16 protein-coding genes and 1 tRNA gene are annotated in these 17,708 nt (G+C 44.9%); 8 read left to right on the top strand and 9 right to left on the bottom strand.

From position 1 onward, the window contains the following. Positions 1-166 precede the first annotated feature (166 nt). From KOE27_RS07605 to KOE27_RS07615, 3 genes are read left to right on the top strand one after another with little or no spacing between them, the layout of a single operon-like run. Complete coding sequence (locus KOE27_RS07605) at positions 167-646, top strand: YdeI/OmpD-associated family protein (RefSeq protein WP_215238207.1); 480 nt, start codon at positions 167-169, stop codon at positions 644-646. Positions 647-675: 29 nt separating this feature from the next. Continuing rightward, positions 676-1,173 (top strand): DUF6265 family protein, encoded by a 498-nt coding sequence (locus tag KOE27_RS07610; protein ID WP_215238208.1) that lies wholly within the window; start codon positions 676-678, stop codon positions 1,171-1,173. A gap of 7 nt (positions 1,174-1,180) precedes the next feature. Beyond that, a complete protein-coding gene (locus KOE27_RS07615) occupies positions 1,181-1,744 on the top strand; it encodes a DinB family protein (protein WP_215238209.1) in 564 nt (187 codons plus the stop codon). A 173-nt stretch (positions 1,745-1,917) separates the two neighbouring features. On the opposite strand, the gene KOE27_RS07620 is transcribed toward KOE27_RS07615, so the two are convergent. The 4 genes from KOE27_RS07620 to KOE27_RS07635 all read right to left on the bottom strand — a co-directional run bounded on the left by KOE27_RS07620 (position 1,918) and on the right by KOE27_RS07635 (position 7,113). Then, entirely contained in the window at positions 1,918-2,901 is a 984-nt protein-coding gene (locus tag KOE27_RS07620; protein ID WP_215238210.1) for a DDE transposase, read from the bottom strand. 67 nt (positions 2,902-2,968) lie between these two features. Then, positions 2,969-3,268 (bottom strand): hypothetical protein, encoded by a 300-nt coding sequence (locus KOE27_RS07625; RefSeq protein WP_215238211.1) that lies wholly within the window; start codon positions 3,266-3,268, stop codon positions 2,969-2,971. A gap of 138 nt (positions 3,269-3,406) precedes the next feature. Beyond that, the gene (locus KOE27_RS07630) at positions 3,407-5,425 is read right to left on the bottom strand and encodes a thioredoxin domain-containing protein (RefSeq protein ID WP_215238212.1); all 2,019 of its coding nucleotides are present in this window, start codon (positions 5,423-5,425) and stop codon (positions 3,407-3,409) included. 53 nt (positions 5,426-5,478) lie between these two features. Next, positions 5,479-7,113, bottom strand: coding sequence for a T9SS type A sorting domain-containing protein (locus KOE27_RS07635; protein WP_215238213.1), 1,635 nt, complete (start codon positions 7,111-7,113; stop codon positions 5,479-5,481). Positions 7,114-7,257: 144 nt separating this feature from the next. On the opposite strand from KOE27_RS07635, the gene KOE27_RS07640 reads away from it, so the two are divergent. The 4 genes from KOE27_RS07640 (at position 7,258) to KOE27_RS07655 (ending at position 9,813) form a co-directional block, all read left to right on the top strand. After that, positions 7,258-7,710 (top strand): hypothetical protein, encoded by a 453-nt coding sequence (locus KOE27_RS07640; RefSeq protein ID WP_215238214.1) that lies wholly within the window; start codon positions 7,258-7,260, stop codon positions 7,708-7,710. A 78-nt stretch (positions 7,711-7,788) separates the two neighbouring features. Next, complete coding sequence (locus tag KOE27_RS07645; RefSeq protein ID WP_215238215.1) at positions 7,789-9,102, top strand: MFS transporter; 1,314 nt, start codon at positions 7,789-7,791, stop codon at positions 9,100-9,102. 18 nt (positions 9,103-9,120) lie between these two features. Then, positions 9,121-9,195 (top strand) — tRNA-Val (locus KOE27_RS07650). Between the two features lie 390 nt (positions 9,196-9,585). Next, complete coding sequence (locus tag KOE27_RS07655; protein WP_215238216.1) at positions 9,586-9,813, top strand: hypothetical protein; 228 nt, start codon at positions 9,586-9,588, stop codon at positions 9,811-9,813. A gap of 79 nt (positions 9,814-9,892) precedes the next feature. Here the strand turns inward: KOE27_RS07655 and infB are convergent, their stop codons facing one another. The 3 genes from infB to KOE27_RS07670 form a co-directional block, all read right to left on the bottom strand. Further along, positions 9,893-13,015, bottom strand: coding sequence for a translation initiation factor IF-2 (gene infB, locus KOE27_RS07660; protein ID WP_215238217.1), 3,123 nt, complete (start codon positions 13,013-13,015; stop codon positions 9,893-9,895). A gap of 66 nt (positions 13,016-13,081) precedes the next feature. After that, the gene (gene nusA / locus KOE27_RS07665; RefSeq protein ID WP_215238218.1) at positions 13,082-14,323 is read right to left on the bottom strand and encodes a transcription termination factor NusA; all 1,242 of its coding nucleotides are present in this window, start codon (positions 14,321-14,323) and stop codon (positions 13,082-13,084) included. 91 nt (positions 14,324-14,414) lie between these two features. Continuing rightward, a complete protein-coding gene (locus KOE27_RS07670) occupies positions 14,415-14,897 on the bottom strand; it encodes a ribosome maturation factor RimP (RefSeq protein ID WP_215238219.1) in 483 nt (160 codons plus the stop codon). Between the two features lie 163 nt (positions 14,898-15,060). Between KOE27_RS07670 and KOE27_RS07675 the strand changes: the two genes are divergently transcribed. Then, positions 15,061-16,152, top strand: coding sequence for an endonuclease/exonuclease/phosphatase family protein (locus KOE27_RS07675; protein ID WP_215238220.1), 1,092 nt, complete (start codon positions 15,061-15,063; stop codon positions 16,150-16,152). Positions 16,153-16,181: 29 nt separating this feature from the next. On the opposite strand, the gene KOE27_RS07680 is transcribed toward KOE27_RS07675, so the two are convergent. Continuing rightward, complete coding sequence (locus KOE27_RS07680; RefSeq protein WP_229252680.1) at positions 16,182-16,535, bottom strand: DUF4907 domain-containing protein; 354 nt, start codon at positions 16,533-16,535, stop codon at positions 16,182-16,184. Between the two features lie 8 nt (positions 16,536-16,543). Then, positions 16,544-17,572, bottom strand: a complete 1,029-nt coding sequence (locus KOE27_RS07685; RefSeq protein ID WP_215238221.1) for a Kelch repeat-containing protein — start codon at positions 17,570-17,572, stop codon at positions 16,544-16,546. Between the last annotated feature and the right edge of the window lie 136 nt (positions 17,573-17,708).

Raw genomic sequence — 17,708 nt, forward strand, 5'->3', positions numbered from 1 at the left:
CCAGATTGTGAAGATTTGAAAAACATGTATATTTAGGTCAGGGATTTTGCAAAATCGCCTGTTTCAGATTTGCGATATGTCCTCAGTTCCCGCCGGACGTTTGATGAAAATAGCCAGAACTTTGAAAGAGAAATCACAATCCTGATCGTAAAAAATACCGGACCTTATGGAAAAGCCTTTTGTAGATAAGGAATATGTTCTTGAAAAATTTGACGGGAAGGGTGGATGGACTTACGCTGTCATTCCGGAAGCAGTTACAAGCAGCAAAAATTATTTCAACTGGGTAAAGGTACGAGGCAGTATTGATGGTGTAGAGCTCAGAGGTTATAAATTAATGTCCATGGGAAAAGGGAAACTTTTCCTGCCTGTAAAAGCCGAGATACGAAAGAAGATCGGAAAAAAGGAAGGAGATCGGGTACATATTATTTTGTATGAAGACAATACTCCGTTGGAAATTCCGGAGGAACTCAGGTTGTGCCTGGCCGACGAACCCAAGGCGTATGAAAATTTTATGAATCTTACGGAGGGCTATCAGAAAGAATTTATCAATTATATTTATTCTGCCAAAACAGAAAACACGCGCGTGGAAAGGATCGCCAAAACGATCAACATCGTTTTAGCAGGAAAGACGCTTTCCAGGCAATAAACAGAGGAAAGATATTGAAAAAGGATTCTATGAAACACGGAAGTAATAGGCTTGCCCTGGTCGGAATAGGTGCTGCAATCCTAATTTCCCTGGGTACGTCGTTACCCGCCTTTTACGGCACAAAGGATTTCAGAAAGCTGGATATGCTTCTGGGAACCTGGGAAATGAAAACTGAAAAAGGGAGTTATTTTGAAAAGTGGAACCGGAACGGGAGGACTGCTTTTTCGGGAGTCAGTTTTAAAGTCAAAGGTGGGGATACCACCATGCTGGAGACCGTTCGGTTGTATCTGGCAGACCGGCAGATCGTTTGTGCACCCACTACTTATGGCCAGAACCGTGAGCAGGAGGTCCCCTTTCAGCTCGTGACCATAGAGGGACAAAGGTTTGTATTTGAAAATCCGCAGCACGATTTCCCGCAGCGTATCGTGTATCACTTCACAGGCGGAGATTCTTTACATGCTTATATTGAGGGTCAGGTGAGCCAGAAAATGCGGCGCCTGGATTTCTATTATTCCAAACAAAAGTAACGCAACGATGAGAAAATCAGATATTAACCCTATGCCCGCTTTTTTTGACAGGTATATCAACCTGGCGGAGGATCTGGATATCCTGGAAGCGCTGGAAAAGTATGCACCCGAAAATGTTTATGACGAAACAGAGAAGTTGGTAGAGATGGGAGACCGGGTATATGCTCCTGGCAAATGGACCGTAAAAGATATATTACAACATGTAATTGATAACGAGAGGATTATGTCCTACCGGGCTCTGCGATTTTCTAGAAATGATAAAACGACGCTGCCTGGTTATGACGAGGAGATACTGGCGGCGCATACGATGGCGTCCAAGCGTACTGTGCAGGATTTAATGGACGAGTTCGGTCTTGTAAGAGCTACGTCCATTGCTTTGTTTAAAAACATGGACGAGAAAATGATCCTGTCATCCGGCGTTGCTTATAAGAGTGAGATATCTGCCCTTGCTCTTGGCTTTGTAATTGTGGGGCATGCGGTTCACCATATGAATGTGATCCGGGAACGTTATTTTCCATTACTGCAAGGCGATAGGCCTACCTTGGAAATTCGAAAATGCGTGAGAATTTAATGTAGGTAACCCTAATTTGGGTTCTGTTTTTTTTCTCATCAGCAGACACAAATTGGAATAATTCAATTTGTGTCTGCTATTTTTTTATTTAACGGAAAAGGTGTTCTATACGAGCATAATTGTCCTGCCCTTTCAAGTTTGAAGAGTACAAAAATTAGATTTTTAAGAACAAGTTAGGCTGCGTTTTTAAGCTCCTGTTGCCTTCGTCGACGTTTGGCAATTAACACACAATTTGCTGTAAGTACTCCGAAAAATAGCCAAACCATCTCTGTTTCTGGGTTTCTGGCCTTAATTTTCCTAAGTAGATATTGCTCCTTTTCATTTCCAAAGCTGCCTTCCAGACGTGTGGATCTATCCTTATTTAATAGAGCTTTGATTTTCTTGGTGGGCTTATCATCTTTCCCTCTCCCTTTTCTTACAAAATTTGTGGTGATGTGCTCCTTAGTCGCAAATTTTCTATTTTCATTCGTGGCATAAATGGCATCGCCTGCCAGGTGGGAGCATGTCTCAAATAAATTTTTATGCTTTAATATGCTTATTTTAAGTCTCTTACATTCGTTAAAAGCTTTGTAACTAACGTGTTCGAGAATGCTAATTCCACCTACCTGTATTTTGTGTACCTTAAGCCCGAACTCAACGGGTTTGTTCTCTTTTCCCCGAACAATAGGTCTGATATACGGCTTATAGATACTGACAATCCTCTCTTTTATTTTAACTTTTGGGTATTGGAAATGGTGATACTGCTGCTGATAAACCATCTTGATCGTCTTGAAAGTAGCAGCATCCTTATCTGTAAACCCACTTGCTTTCAATTGATTAAGTAGGTTTTGATAGGCATCTATTCCTTTCAGCAGCAACTTTAATAAAGCATTCTTTCTGGACTTTGTTTTCCTGAAAGTCTTTTTTCTTTGTTTACTATAAACATTTGTTTTCTTTTTTTGATCCTGATATTTGGATCGTGGTTGACGGAGGCCATGAAGTTGACAAAGCGCTGGAATTTGTTTTTCCCAGATCCATTGACAACTTTCCCACAAGATCTTGGTATCGGTAGGAAAACGCATATGTACTTCATAGCAGGTAGCATCCATCAGAAGCACATTTTTATCAGGAATTTCATTTTTCCAGGCAGAGATCAAGACCTTTTGCACTGCCTGCATATCCACATGATGACTCAGATAACTTCTTACCTTCGAGACAAAAGAGTTGTCTTTAATTGATTCATTATCAGACAATAATACACCACAAAACAGCTGCATCGCCCACCGCGGCGGCGGACCGCTCGGTGTTGAAACGATCCAGAAGTTTTTGATCGCTCTGGCCAGTATAATGTTTCAAAAACATCATCCCGAAAAGCCCTTTGGGCGGTAACCAGGACGGTGCACCCCGCAGGGTTTTCTTTTTAGGAAGCAACTCAACTAGATTATCCCAGTCGATACAGTCATGAAGACGACCAAGTTCAGTATTCTTGAAAATATACCATTTAGAAGAGTAGTAAGAATCCGAAGAAAATAGAGTATTTTGCATATGTTTATATTAATGCTTGGTAACCTTAAGATAAACAAAAACCCCGAATTATGCCAGTTCCTGACATATTCGGGGTTAATTATTTTTATAAAAAACTAATAATCAGATAATTAAAAGGGTAAAGGTCGCCCGCGATATTTAACCGGCCGATGCAATCTGATCGATGGCATCGGGCACGGTGGTAACCGGCAGCTGGCACATTTTATCATAACAGACATATATAGCTGTTTTGCCATTCAGGTCTGTTCTGCCGGTAAGCAGCGGTAATTGCGAGATGGTCGCTGTGCCAAGCATTATTTTATTGGGAATGAAAAAGCGGTCGAGGTCTTTCCTGTAGTGATCCGCATCCTCACCCACAATCACTATTTCGGAGGTTGGGACAGCCCTCAGGCAGTAAAGTGCCGCCCAGTTGGTAACCCATTGTACATCCGTTAAAAGTATTTTTCTCATTTTAGAGAGCATTTCATCCGCATACCGGATATACTCCTGATGATCCAGTATCATGCCGAGATAATAAAGATTATGCGCCATGACGGAATTGGAGGACGGAATAACGTTGTCAAAAAGTTCTTTCTTCCTGGCAATTAAACGTTCGCCTTCCGAATCCGTAAAGTGGAAATAGCCTTCCTGGTGATCATAAAAATTACTGATGCTATAATGACAGAGATCCCGGGCGGCACTTATCCATTTTTCGTCAAATGTGATCTGGTACAGTCCCAGGTACCCTTCAATAACGGCGGCGTAGTCTTCCAGAAAACCAGTTATACTGGCATTTCCGTTTTTGTAACTATGCAGCAGCCGCTGATCCCTGACCAGATTACGCGAAATAAATTCACCGCACCGGATTGCCAGTTCTCGGATTCTCTCTTCTCCCAAGGCCCTGTAAGAATCTGTTAAGCCTTTGATAAGCAAACCATTCCATGAAGCAAGTATTTTGTCGTCCAGTCCAGGCCGTGTTTTTTGTTTCCTGGCTTCTGCCAGTTTTTGAAGTGCCCCGTTGTATTGCTCTGCAAAATCAGCAGCATGTATCCCTTTTGCTTTAGCGGTAACCTCCACAGGTTCGGTCAGATGCAGGTGATTGAAACCGTGTTCCCAGTTTCCCCCAGCAGAAATAGCATAAAGCCTGGCGAACCAGTCGAAATCCTCCTGGAGTATTTCTTTGAGCTCCTTTTCGGTCCATATATAGAATTTGCCCTCTATGCCTTCACTGTCGGCATCCAGGGCGGAGTAGAACCCGCCTTCAGGACTCATCATTTCATTCTCAAGCCAGGCGATGGTGGCACTGATGCGGTTATGATACAGGGGGTTTAACGTCAGGCTGTATGCTTCCGCGTATATGCTGAGCAGCTGCGCGTTATCGTACAGCATTTTTTCAAAATGGGGTATGAACCATTCGTCGTCTACCGAGTAACGTGCCCATCCTCCGCCAACATGATCATAAATGCCACCCAGGGCAATGCGGTCCAGGGTAAGCTCTATTTGTGCCAGCGCTTCGGGATTTTGGGTGATATCGTAGTACCGCAACAGGAATTTATAAATGGATGGCATGGGGAATTTTGGAGCACGGTCCATACCACCCTTGATATCGTCGAAATTCCTTTTCAATTTTTCAAACATCAGGTCGAGCTCCTCCACCGTGAAAGCGTCGGGTGTGTAGACCAGTCCATATTTTTCAGATTCCGACCTGATCATATTTTCTACAAAACCATTTGCCGAGTTAACGAGCTCAGCATAGTGTTTGTGAAACGCATCATTGATACTGCGTAGCAGCTGTACCCAGTTCTGCGGCGGAAGGTAGGTGACGCCATAAAAAGGGCGACAGTCGGGCAGGAGGAAAACATTCAGCGGCCATCCGCCTTTTACGCCCATTGCCTGTACGGCATCCATGTACACTGCATCTACGTCCGGTCTTTCCTCCCGATCCACCTTAATACAGATAAAATGCTGGTTCATCACAGCAGCAATATCTTGCTTTTCAAAACACTCGCGTTCCATCACATGGCACCAGTGACAGGCAGAATAACCGATGCTGACCAGTATGGGTTTGTTTTCTTCCTTGGCTTTGGCCAAAGCTTCATCACCCCATGGATACCAGTCTACCGGATTATGAGCATGCTGAAGAAGGTATGGGCTGGTTTGGTTTGCAAGACGGTTCATGGGATGGAATGCTAAATCGGTATACAATACATACTCCGGCAATGCCGTATCAATTATTGGCTTACAATTACTTTTTTAGTAATTGTTCTGTCTTTGGATATAAATCTTGCAAAATATATACCATCCGGCAATTGGGGTAGTATAATGGTTTCCTTGGTCTGGCCCGCATGAACCGTAAGATTCTGTTTTTTGATTTCCTGTCCTTTCGTATTGATTAAAGTAAAATCAACCTGAGTGGCCCCGTTAAGCCCTGTGAGTACCACGTTGAGATCGTATTTTACCGGATTAGCGTAAACAAATACATCCGAAAAACTGGGTTCAACAGAGGTAATTCCGTCATTGAGATCAAATTTGCAAAGAAAGACTTCCCGTCCTTTTAACACGATGGTTTTAACCCATTTTTGATAAGATACCGTTACGGGAGTTTCCTGGTTATCGGTGGCATAAGGGTTCTGTGCGGCTATCAGTACCTCATTATTTTTAACCACTCCGCGCCAGATGGGGTTCTGAAGCTCCATGTGGTCCCGGGCCGACTGGGGTATGATGAGCTGGTAGTTCCCCGTAAACATGTCTTTAAAAGCAGATAGGCGGTAAAGCCCGTTGATAAAATACTCATAAGGTGCATAGTTCTCCTGACGGCTACCTGGAAAAGAAGGGTTTTCCCAGAGCCACAAACCGGATGCACCGGAAAAGAAAGGGAAAATTGCAGTAGCCTCGGCAATAAAGGGAGCAATCAGCGGGGTATTGGGGTCATAGCTGTCATGTATCCTGAGCCATACAAATGGAATGATGGGTTTATTACTCCAGGCGCGGTTCACCTCAATATGAAAAAGAAGGTATGACAGATAATCCTTTCCCAATGGATTGTCATATCCGTAGTAATAATAAGGCGATGGTGCCATGATATCATGCGCTGTGTAGTAACTTCCACCAATTTTACCATCGTCGCCCTGGTCCAGATAGTGTGTCCGTGCCAGGTTGGTAGTCCAGTCCAGCCAGCTGTTTGAGGTAATATTAAGCCAGGTATTTCGCACGGGAACATCGCTATAGCTCGTGATTAAGGCCTGAGGTTTTTTGCTTTTGAACCTTCTTATCGACTCAGTATACCACCATCGCATGTCGCGTTTGTAAGTGGTGACAAATTCGTTGTCGGAGAGGCTCCGGTATTTTTGAGGAATAGCAGTATTACTTTTCAGGGCCAGTATATCCCGGTCCTCGCGCTGCATTCTTTCGATATCCAGACATGCAATTTCCGCGTCGTAAATCGTGGATGCGAAATTGTCCCAGTAATTACGGTACGCTGTTGTGTCGTTCCCCCAAGGACTTCTGAGGGTATTGTCGCCCCAGGGCTGCGGCACGCCGCTGTTGGTGGCCACGCCATACCACAAAAGGGCTCGTTGGCTGGGTGAAAGGGAGCCAGGTTCGGGACCGCTGAAGGAGGCCAGGTGGCTGAAACCGTGTTTCAGGGGCTGCGACTGCGTGTCGCCAAGGCGCACAGCATTATAAATAATTTTAAAAGGTAGCGTAAACTCAGGAAACTTACTCCACTCAATGGTATTGTTGGAAGTCACCGGAACCAGGTTGTAGGCCGGAGTACAATTCTGTGAATAGCTTTCGATAGGTTTGATTATCAGCACGATAATCATCAATAGGAGTGTACCGTAGGATAATTTGATAAAGTATTGCATAAGAATTCGTTCAACAAATTCGTTAACTTTGCAATTATAGAGGAATCGGTGAGTTGGAGCGGGGAAGAAGTGAAGCGGATTTACCTTATTATTTCTCTTTGTTCCAAAACGTTATATTCTTCGATCTATTAATACAAAGCTAAAATGAGAAAGTTATTTAGTCTCCTGTTTGCAGCAACCGTTCTGTCATTAATGAGTTCCTGTAAGGACAAAGATAACGGTGAAACGCCGTCAGAAACCGAAAAAGGCAAAATTCTTATCAGTTATCCATGGAAGATGTCGCAGGTGACGGATCTTTCGGGTAAAACAATACCCTCGAATCAGTTAAATGCACAAACACAGTATATTCCTGCGCTTGAGATACAGTTTGTAACAGGCAATAAAGTTTACGCAAAAGACGAAGCTCTGCAGGTCCAGAACGGTGGTACATGGTACCTGGTTAATAACAATGGGACGCTGAATATTGACATCATCGGTTTTGAGGGAGAATTTGGTGTGGAAGAACTTACCAATAGTAAAATGAGGCTGAGGAGTAAAATGCCTGTAAGTGGTGTGGAACAGGAAACGATTATGGTTTTTGCCCCGGTGATAAAGTAACTGATACAATAATTTAAAACGTAGAAGCGGCGGAAATAATCTGTCGCTTTTCTTATTTTGCGGGGAAATTCTCCTGTTATGCAAAAAAATAATCCCCGCATTATTAACGCCTGGTGTATGTACGACTGGGCTAATTCTGTTCACGCCCTGGTTATCGTTTCGAGTATATTTCCGGTTTATTTCAACGCCACAGCTCTGAAAGCCTATGGTGGTCCTGAAATGGACTTTTTTGGTACTCCGATCAAAAGTTCCGTTTTATTCTCTTACACCGTTTCGGCCGCTTTTTTGATTACCGCTCTGGTAATTCCCCTGTGTACGGCCGTAGCAGATAATACCGGAAGGAAAAAGGCTTTCATGAAGTTTTTCTGTTATCTGGGTGCGGTTAACTGCATGCTGTTATATTTCTTTACCAGGGATACCATTCTTCTGTCCGTTTTTCTGTTTGGTTTAAGTTTGGTTGGATGGAGCGGAAGCATCGTTTTTTATGATTCGTATCTACCGCAGATCGCGACGGAGGATCAATTTGACAGGATCAGTGCCAAGGGTTTTTCGATGGGTTATTTTGGCAGCGTTTTATTGCTGCTTTTTAATCTGAGCATGATTCTTGCCCCGTCCTTCTATGGCATTACCGATAAAGCCATACCGGCCAGAATTTCCTTTTTTACAGTGGGCGTGTGGTGGATATTATTTGCCCAGATACCCTTTAAATATCTGCCTGATGCCATTGGAAACGGAAACAAACGTGCCGAAGGATGGTTGTTCGATGGTTTCAGGGAGTTGAAAAAGGTATATGCTGAACTTCGGCAACAGCCCTACCTGGCTAAGTTTCTTTCAGCATTTTTTATTTACACCATGGGGCTGCGGACCGTCATGTATGTAGCCACGATTTTCGGAGCATCGGAGCTGAAACTTCCCTCCGACAGCCTGATTATCACCGTTTTGTTAATTCAGTTGGTGGGTATCGTTGGGTCATTCTGTTTTGCCTGGCTGTCCGGGCAAATCGGTAATATTTATGCGCTGATGGTGGGCGTTACCATCTGGATCGGGATCTGTGCCGGTGCTTATTATACTACTGAAGCGAAAGAATTTTATGTGCTGGCTTGTACCGTGGGCATGGTTATGGGCGGCTTGCAGTCACTGTCGCGTGCCACTTATTCCAAACTTATTCCCGACGACACCCCGGATACGGCATCCTACTTCTCTTTTTATGATGTTACCGAGAAAATGGCTATCGTGGTCGGAACATTCATATATGGTATGGTAGAACAGGTTACAGGCAGCATGCGTAACAGTATCCTGGCACTGCTGGTCATATTTGTTTTGGGATTAATTCTTTTGTACCGCATTCCATCCAGGAAGGTATATCATTATGACCTGAATCAAGGAAATTAGTATATTTGATTTCCAAAAAGGATGTTAGCTCAGTTGGTTCAGAGCGCCGCCTTGACAGGGCGGAGGTCAGCGGTTCGAGCCCGCTACGTCCTACAATTAATGGTTGCTGAGTATCTAAGTAATACTGTTTTCAAACGCTTGCAGGTTGTATTGCCGTGGTTAGCGGGGACACGACGCTTTTATCAACAGATATCAGAGATACGTGTTCTGATATGAATAAGTTTGATGTCCTGTTTGACAATTGGATTACTTCGGATACCTGCAGATCTGAAAACAAATTATATATGATAAAATTCTGTGCTGCCTTTGTTTTGTATAAAGCAGGATGCGGGGCGGTACTATGCAAGGGCCTCGAGATCATGTCGAATGGTAATGCTCCCCAAAACGCTGCGTTCACAATCGACTTCGCAAATTGGCTTTGCCATTAACCGTCACTGGCACTATATTTTTAACAGTGTATAATATCAACACTTAAGCATGATCATGAAAAACATGGATTTGCCGGATGATGGTGTGCAGGTTATATTTACGGACCACCATGGCGTTACCAGACAAGGCGTTTACCGCAGGAGTTTGAACGGATTTATGGAACCGCTCGGAGATGAGGGACCGGAAGATTCCGGTAATTTTTATCCTGAGGCTGACATCGCGGAGTGGGAGTATGTGGAACCACGGCAGAATCCTGCCTCCGATTTTATGGTTATTTTTTAGGATTATTAAATTCCTGATCAGCAAAAAAGCCGGCCTCAATTTTCATGAGGCCGGCTTTTTTGATATTGATCCCAATGACTTACAAAGTCCGTTTCACTTCACGTAATTCGAAACTTTCGATGATATCACCGATTTCTATATCATTGAAATTCTTGATACTTAAACCACATTCGTATCCGTTTCTGACCTCCTGAACATCATCTTTGAAACGTTTCAGAGAGTCTATCTCTCCAGTCATTAACACGATACCGTCTCTTACGATCCTGATCTTGTTTTTGCGGTTTACATAACCATCCGTAACATAACAACCAGCAATGGTTCCGATTCGGCTGATCTTGAATACTTCGCGTACTTCAATATTACCGGTAATGATTTCTTCAATCGTTGGCGCAAGCATACCGGTCATCGCATCTTTGATCTCGTCAATGGCGCTGTATATCACGGAATAGTGACGGATTTCGATCTGATCCTGCTCAGCCATTTTCTTCGCATTGGAAGAAGGACGAACCTGGAACCCGATCACAATGGCATCAGACGCAATGGCAAGGTTCACATCCGACTCGGATATCTGCCCAACAGCTTTGTGAATGATATTTACCTGTACCTCCGAGGTGGAAAGCTGCAGTAACGAATCCGAAAGCGCTTCCACTGAACCATCCACGTCACCCTTCACAATCAGGTTCAATTCGCGGAAAGTACCGATTGCCTTCCGGCGTCCTATTTCCTCAAGAGTAATGTGTTTACGTGTTCTGATGGTTTGTTCACGCTGTATCTGCTCTCTTTTGGTAGCGATATCCCGTGCATCCCTTTCATTTTCGAAAACATTGAAACGGTCACCGGCTTGTGGCGCGCCATTCAATCCAAGCAGCTGAACCGGGGTAGAAGGTCCTGCTGTTTTCAGTTTCCTTCCCAAGTGGTCCGTCATGGCTTTTACCTTACCGAAGTGGGCACCAGCCAAAACTACATCTCCTACACGCAGGGTACCTGCTTCCACCAATATTGTGGTGACATACCCACGGCCTTTGTCCAGTGAAGCCTCCACCACGGTACCCAAGGCCCGGCGGTTCGGATTGGCTTTCAGTTCCAGCAATTCGGCTTCCAGCAGTACCTTTTCAAGAAGATCGTCGATACCCAGACCGGATTTGGACGAAATTTCCTGGGTCTGATACTTACCACCCCATTCTTCAACCAGTAAATTCATATTGGCAAGTTCTTCACGGATTTTCTCAGTGTTGGCACCGGCTTTGTCTACCTTGCTAAATGCAAATACAATCGGTACACCTGCTACCTGTGCATGGTTGATCGCTTCCCGTGTCTGTGGCATGACGCTGTCGTCTGCTGCAATCACGATAATGACTACATCGGTAACTTTTGCTCCCCGGGCACGCATCGCGGTAAATGCCTCGTGACCTGGTGTATCCAGGAAGGTAACCTGCTTGCCGGTTTTGGTTTTTACACTATACGCTCCAATGTGCTGGGTGATACCACCTGCTTCCCCACTGGCAACATTTTCCTGTCGGATATAGTCAAGAAGTGACGTTTTACCGTGGTCAACGTGTCCCATGATCGTGACGATCGGCGCACGTTCCTGCAGGCTTTCTTCATCATCCTGTTCTTCGACAACATCACTCTGTACTTCTTCTTCTGCCGAGATGAAGGCCACTTCAAAACCAAATTCGTCAGCTATGAAAGTAATGGCTTCTGCATCGAGGCGTTGGTTGATGGATACAAACATACCCATACTCATACAAACCGAAATAACTTCCTGTACCGTAACATCCATTAAGGATGCAAGATCATTCGCAGAAACGAATTCGGTTACGCGCAATACCTTAGTTTCTTCGTCGTCACCTGCGTTCAGGTCGTTCTGATCTGCACGGTCCCGGCGGCGTAATGCAGCTTTTCCGCGTGCAGAAGTTTTGGTATTTCCTCCACCCATCCGTGCCATGGTGGCGCGGATATTGTCAGATACTTCTTTATCCGATACCTCTTCACGTTTCCCACCGCGTTTGTTCTTGTCGCGGCTGTTTCCGGTACCCGCACCGGCAGGTCTCTGGGCCGAGGAGCCCGTATTAGGCGTACCAGTACCGGGTGTGGCAGGCTTGCCCGGAGTTCTGTTGGCAGGTGTTCCCGCTGCGGGGTTTTCTCTGCCACGTGGCGCCTGCGCAGTACCTGGTGCTGCTGCGGTTCCGGTACCTGGTGTAGCAGGTTTCACATCGCCCGGTGCTGCCGCACCGTCACGGATGCGTTTTCTTTTCCTTCTGCGTTTTTTATCTGCTGCAGAATCACTGGAAGCAACCGGATCTTTCTTTTTGAATTTGTCAGATGGCAATTCAATTTTTCCGACTACCCGTAATCCCCGCAATTGTTCCCCACGGGCTTCTATTAATTGGGATTCAGGATTTTCACTTACCTCCGCTGCAGGTTCTGCAACGGGAGCTGCTGGTTTTTCAATTGGCACAGGAGCCTCGGCTGCTGGTTCTTCCTTCACTATTGGTTTTGCTTCCGGTTTTTCCTCGGTCACCGGGGCAACAACCGGTGCTTCCTGGGCAACCACTTCGGGTTTTACAGGCTCAGCAATGGTTTCTTTAACCGGTTCTGGTGTGATTTCTTTTGGTTCGGCAACAGGCGCTTTTTCAGGTTCCGGAGCCACCACCTCTATTTTCTCGATCGTCTTTTCTTCTTTAACAGGTAACGGTTCCTGGGGCGCTTTTACCTCAGGAACAGCCGCCGCCTGCGGCTCTTCAGCTTTTACAGGCTCTGGAGCCTGAGCCGGAGGGGTAGGAGAAGGTGCCGGTCTTCTGGCATCAAGATCTATTTTTCCTACTACTTTAATTCCCGGAAGCTTGTTTTCTGTGGGAGACACAACAGGCTCTGGTGTTTCCTGTTGTACCGGTTTTTCCTCGGCAGGCTTGGCCGGAGCATTTCGGAAGTAAAGGATATCGTCTACATCACTTTTAACCTTATCATCCTTGGTTTCGACCGGAGCTTCGGTGGAAGCCGGCCGGGAAGTCAGAGAGGATTTCAGGAAATCAGACTTGAAGTCCGAAGCCAGAAATTCAATCTGATCAGAATTTATTTTGGTATTGGGATTACTTTCCACCTTATACCCTTTGGCAGACAGATGATCTACGATCGTAGTAATTCCTACGTTCAGAATCCGTGCCACTTGGCTAAGGCGCATCATTTTATCTTCTGCCATATCAGCAATCAGTGGAAAAGGTTTTGCATTGGCAGAGCTTACCTTCAGATAAGTCTCTGCATATTATTATTCAAATTCTTTTCTGAGTATGTCAAGAATTTCCTCGATGGTATTGTCTTCGAGGTCAGTCCTGCGTACCAGTTCTTCTTTACTAAGGGCAAGCACACTTTTAGCGGTATCCAAACCGATCTTGTGCAGCTCACTGATCATCCATTCATCAATTTCATCAGAGAATTCAGACAGGTCAACGTCTTCGTCGTTCTGCTCTTCGATATCACGGAAGACATCAATCTCCATTCCGACAAGTTTACCCGCGAGCTTGATGTTCTGTCCTCCTTTACCGATCGCCAGTGATACCTGGTCTGGTTTCAGGAATACGGAAACTCTTTTTCCTTCGCGGTCAATCTGCATGGAGCTAACCTTCGCAGGGCTAAGCGCACGGCTTATCAGCAATTCAAGGTTATCGGTGTAGTTGATCACATCAATATTTTCATTACCCAGCTCGCGTACAATCGAATGAATACGGGAACCTTTCATTCCGACGCAGGCTCCCACGGGATCAATGCGGTCATCGTAAGACTCAACAGCTACTTTAGCACGTTCACCCGGTTCACGTACCACGCGGCGTACCGAGATGATGCCATCGTAAATTTCGGGGATCTCCACCTCAAACAGTCTTTCCAGAAATACCGGGGAAGTCCGTGACAAAGTGATTTTGGGAGAACCATTGTTCATTTCAACTTTATGGATCACCGCCTTTACCGACTCGCCCTTGCGGAAGCGATCCTTAGAGATCTGTTCGGTTCTGGGTAGTGAGAGTTCGTTGTTTTCCGAGTCAACAATAATCACTTCATGCCGCAATGTCTGATATACCTCGCCTGTGATCATCTCACCCACCTGATCTTTGTATTTTTCATACATGATCTCCTTCTCCATATCCTTGATCTTCTGGATGAGGGTCTGGCGGGCTGTCTGAACCAGGCGGCGGCCAAATTCTACCAGTTTTACCTCTTCAGCAACCTCTTCTCCTACTTCAAAGTCATTCTGTATCTTGCGTGCTTCGGCCAGCGGGATTTTATTGTATTCCCAAATATCTTCGGAGTTGTCGTCCACAATTTCCCTGGTACGCCACATTTCAAGGTCTCCGCTTTCAGGGTTGATGATTACGTCGAAATTATCGTCGGTGCCGTACTTTTTACGAATCATTGTTCGAAATACTTCTTCCAAAACACTTATCATCGTTGGACGATCTATGTTTTTGGAGCTCGCAAACTCCGCAAATGATTCTATTAATGTTCCGCTATCCATTGTTTTGATTATGAATATTTGCTGATCTTTAGTTTATACACAATAAGGTTTCAAATTGTTCGGGAATTGCCCTGGTCTGAACTCCTATTTTTTATTTAAAAGATATTTCAACCATTGCCTTGGAGACATCGCCCAGGTCTAGCTCTCTTAAAAGCGACGCTTCATCGATCACCGTTTTGGCTTTCTTTTTGGGTTCTGGTAACTGGATTTTGATTGCATTTCCGCTGAATTCCAGGAGTTTGCCCGTCACGATCTCCCCGGTCTTAAGGGTTACTTTCAAGGTTCTTCCTATGTTTTTCTGAAACTGGCGAGGTAATAGCAAAGGATGATCCAGTCCGGGAGAGGACACTTCCAATGTATAGGCGTCAGCGAAAAATTCCATTTCTTCCAGCTGCTTGGCCAACCTCCTGCTTATTGAAGTGCACTCCTGAATAGTGATACCTTCGTCACTATCCACCAAAATTAATACTTTCTGACTTGCTTTGGAAGGTTTCAGGACAATGTCGATCAGGAAACAATTGCTTGCTTCCAAAATCGGATTGAGCAAATCTTCCAACTGTTCTTTTACTGTCATGTAAGATAGACTACAAATAAAAAAGGGGATTTATACCCCCTCAATCAACCGATCAAAATAGAATTCTGCCACGAAGGTAACACAATTTAATTAAATGTACAACTGAATAAGTATTCCTAATTGAAATGTATCATCTATTTTTGTTTCGCTAAATTGGATTAAAATGAACACACTAAAATTACTGCTACGGTTTTCTTATGTTGCTTACGCCGTTTTTACCCTGATTCTCATCCTGATTACTTTTTTCGGCTTCAACGCATCCTGGATAGCCGGGTTTTTAGGGTTATCACTGCCCGTGATCCTGTTAAGTCACGTACCTGTGTTTTTGCTCTACCTGTTTTTTGATATCAAAAGAATCGGATGGTGTTTGCTGGTGCTGGCCGGTAGTGCCATTTTGCTGCCGCGTACGTACGTTTCTGGCAGCGAGGATGGGGCAACGGTACCTGCTGCAAGCCAGGTAGTCAGGCTGTTGAATTACAATGTACGTAACATGAACACAGGATCTGAGAATGATGCTTCCAAGGATGAAATACGGAACTGGCTGGTGAATGCACCTGTTGACATCATGGTTTTGCCTGAATATTTCAGTAACATTTCTTATAAGAGGTTTCAGATTAATACGCTTTTACAGAGAAAGGGTTTTAAGTACTACCATTCCCTGCGGCATGAGAATAACCTGAAAACCGGCCGTTTTCATGGACTTATCCTTTTTTCGAAGTTTCCGGTCATTACTGCCAAAGATACCGTATTTGAAGATCTCAACGGCATTATTTTAGCTGATATCAAGGTAAGGGAGGATACCGTCACGATAATCGGAGTCCATCTTTATTCCATGATGCTGCGCCTGGACGAACTGTTAAATCAAAGAAAAAGGTCTGAGATCACCAGGGAAGGGAAGGAAAGTTATTACAGGATCAGAGATGGTTTTGTGAACCGGAAACGGGAAACGGATCTGATGCTGGCCTGGATCAGGGCGTCAAGGCATCCTGTTATCGTTTGCGGGGATTTTAATGAAACGCCGTATAGTTACAGTTATAGCCAGACCCGCAGATTACTGTCTAACGCTTTCGAAGACAAAGGCAAAGGTTTTGGATTTACTTTTAACGGTACCCCTAGTTTTATAAGAATTGATAATCAGTTTTATGATGATGAGCGGCTGGAACTGGTCAGTTTTCAGACGCTAACTGATGTGAAGCATTCTGATCATTATCCGCTGATCGGTGTGTATGTTATCAAAAAGCCGGACCGGAAATAATGTTTTCCGGTCCGGCTTTTTGGAAGATTTCAGTATTTAACGCCCAGGCTGTCTAGTTCCTTTTTTGTTACAGTAGGAGGAAAAACGCCTGACTTTAGCTTTTTTTCAACCAGTTTACCTGTCCGCAGCGCCAATGCTTCGGTTTCAAATCCTTTTGTTCCTGGGATCCCGGGCAAATACTTCTGTTCGATAATGAGCGTGGTATCCTCGTAGATCCGATACCCCCAGGCAGTTGCAGTATACTGCACTGCCTCTACTTTCAGGTGGGGTAGGGTAATATGCTGAGCGGATGATTCCTTGCCCTTTTTACAGGAAACCAGGTAGCCACCCCATAAAACAACTAAGGCAGCTACCTGGATTTTATATCTGATGCTTTTAAGCACGAGGCAAATTAATTGTCGTCGTCGTCCTGAGCCGCGGTCGGATCAAACGCCCAGAAATCATCATAACCACTGGATCCGGAAGGGCTTCCAGTTCCTATATAACCATAGTTTCCGATAGCGAAGCCACCTGCAAAGCCTCTTGCCTGCAGGAATGGAGCCACCTCTGTCCAAACATTGGTGCCCGGTACATATTCCCATACGTCGGAAGCATTTTGCCCGCCAACGATGTAGGCCTTTTCGTTGATGACCAGTGCAAGACCGTGCGCACGTGCAGGGAATTCATCGTCATCCTCGTGTTCCATTTTAATCCATGAACCTTTTCCGGCGTTACCGGTAGGGTCAAACTGATACAGATCTTTGGTGTTGGCACCGGAGTTGTTCAATCCGAATCCTACATAACCTTTGCCGCCTACCGTGAACGAAATGGCTCCTCTTCTTTTACCGCCGGTGAAAGTTGCAATTTCAGTCCAGGTATCATTGGTTGGATTGTATTCGTAAAAATCCTGGTAGTATCCCGAACCGTTGTAGCCCAGACCTACGTATCCTTTATCTCCAACGACAAAGGCCGACGCATACTGACGGGTACCTCCCTTGAAGTCGGCAACCGTATCCCAGCTGTTGGCAACGGGGTCATACACAAAGAAATCTTTTTTATAACCGTTGTCAACGAGCGTATTGCCATCGAATCCGGTACCTACGTAGGCTTTGCCGCCGATCACAAAGGCAACTGCATCATGCCTGCCGGTTCCGGGGAATTCCGCAGTCTGCGACCAGATTTTCCCGGCGGCGTCGTATGCCCAGATATCTTTTACGTATTTAATCGTTTCGTTGGTGAGGCCTGTGCCGATGTATCCTTTATTACCGATTACAAAACTTACGGCCCTGGTTCTTGCTGAACCGCCATAACTTGGGATACCATCCCTGAACCAGTTTCCTAATTTATCAGCTTCTGCATCACTGTTTTTGCAGCTTACCTGAAATAAAGCTGTTGAAGCAACTAGAAGGGCTAATGATGTCTTTTTTAAAGTATTGAACATGAAAAAATTATGGTTTGACGAATTGTTACTCATGAAAATCAAAAAAACAAGCGAAAACTTTACGAACCGGGCGGCGATTATACAGCGCTGCTCAATCTAAATTTTTTGCAAACATAACATCTTGCCTCTGGTATGT

This window comes from Dyadobacter sp. CECT 9275 (assembly GCF_907164905.1).
Lineage (GTDB): Bacteria > Bacteroidota > Bacteroidia > Cytophagales > Spirosomataceae > Dyadobacter > Dyadobacter helix.

What these genes read in the sequence shown, in the direction of transcription:
- KOE27_RS07645 (WP_215238215.1), top strand. Translation starts at nt 7,789, where the DNA reads ATGCAAAAAAATAATCCCCGCATTATTAACGCCTGGTGTATGTACGAC.
- KOE27_RS07670 (WP_215238219.1), bottom strand. Translation starts at nt 14,897, where the DNA reads ATGACAGTAAAAGAACAGTTGGAAGATTTGCTCAATCCGATTTTGGAA.
- KOE27_RS07615 (WP_215238209.1), top strand. Translation starts at nt 1,181, where the DNA reads ATGAGAAAATCAGATATTAACCCTATGCCCGCTTTTTTTGACAGGTAT.
- KOE27_RS07675 (WP_215238220.1), top strand. Translation starts at nt 15,061, where the DNA reads ATGAACACACTAAAATTACTGCTACGGTTTTCTTATGTTGCTTACGCC.
- nusA (WP_215238218.1), bottom strand. Translation starts at nt 14,323, where the DNA reads ATGGATAGCGGAACATTAATAGAATCATTTGCGGAGTTTGCGAGCTCC.
- KOE27_RS07635 (WP_215238213.1), bottom strand. Translation starts at nt 7,113, where the DNA reads ATGCAATACTTTATCAAATTATCCTACGGTACACTCCTATTGATGATT.
- KOE27_RS07620 (WP_215238210.1), bottom strand. Translation starts at nt 2,901, where the DNA reads ATGCAGGCAGTGCAAAAGGTCTTGATCTCTGCCTGGAAAAATGAAATT.
- KOE27_RS07605 (WP_215238207.1), top strand. Translation starts at nt 167, where the DNA reads ATGGAAAAGCCTTTTGTAGATAAGGAATATGTTCTTGAAAAATTTGAC.
- KOE27_RS07640 (WP_215238214.1), top strand. Translation starts at nt 7,258, where the DNA reads ATGAGAAAGTTATTTAGTCTCCTGTTTGCAGCAACCGTTCTGTCATTA.
- KOE27_RS07630 (WP_215238212.1), bottom strand. Translation starts at nt 5,425, where the DNA reads ATGAACCGTCTTGCAAACCAAACCAGCCCATACCTTCTTCAGCATGCT.
- infB (WP_215238217.1), bottom strand. Translation starts at nt 13,015, where the DNA reads ATGGCAGAAGATAAAATGATGCGCCTTAGCCAAGTGGCACGGATTCTG.
- KOE27_RS07625 (WP_215238211.1), bottom strand. Translation starts at nt 3,268, where the DNA reads ATGCAAAATACTCTATTTTCTTCGGATTCTTACTACTCTTCTAAATGG.
- KOE27_RS07685 (WP_215238221.1), bottom strand. Translation starts at nt 17,572, where the DNA reads ATGTTCAATACTTTAAAAAAGACATCATTAGCCCTTCTAGTTGCTTCA.
- KOE27_RS07655 (WP_215238216.1), top strand. Translation starts at nt 9,586, where the DNA reads ATGAAAAACATGGATTTGCCGGATGATGGTGTGCAGGTTATATTTACG.
- KOE27_RS07610 (WP_215238208.1), top strand. Translation starts at nt 676, where the DNA reads ATGAAACACGGAAGTAATAGGCTTGCCCTGGTCGGAATAGGTGCTGCA.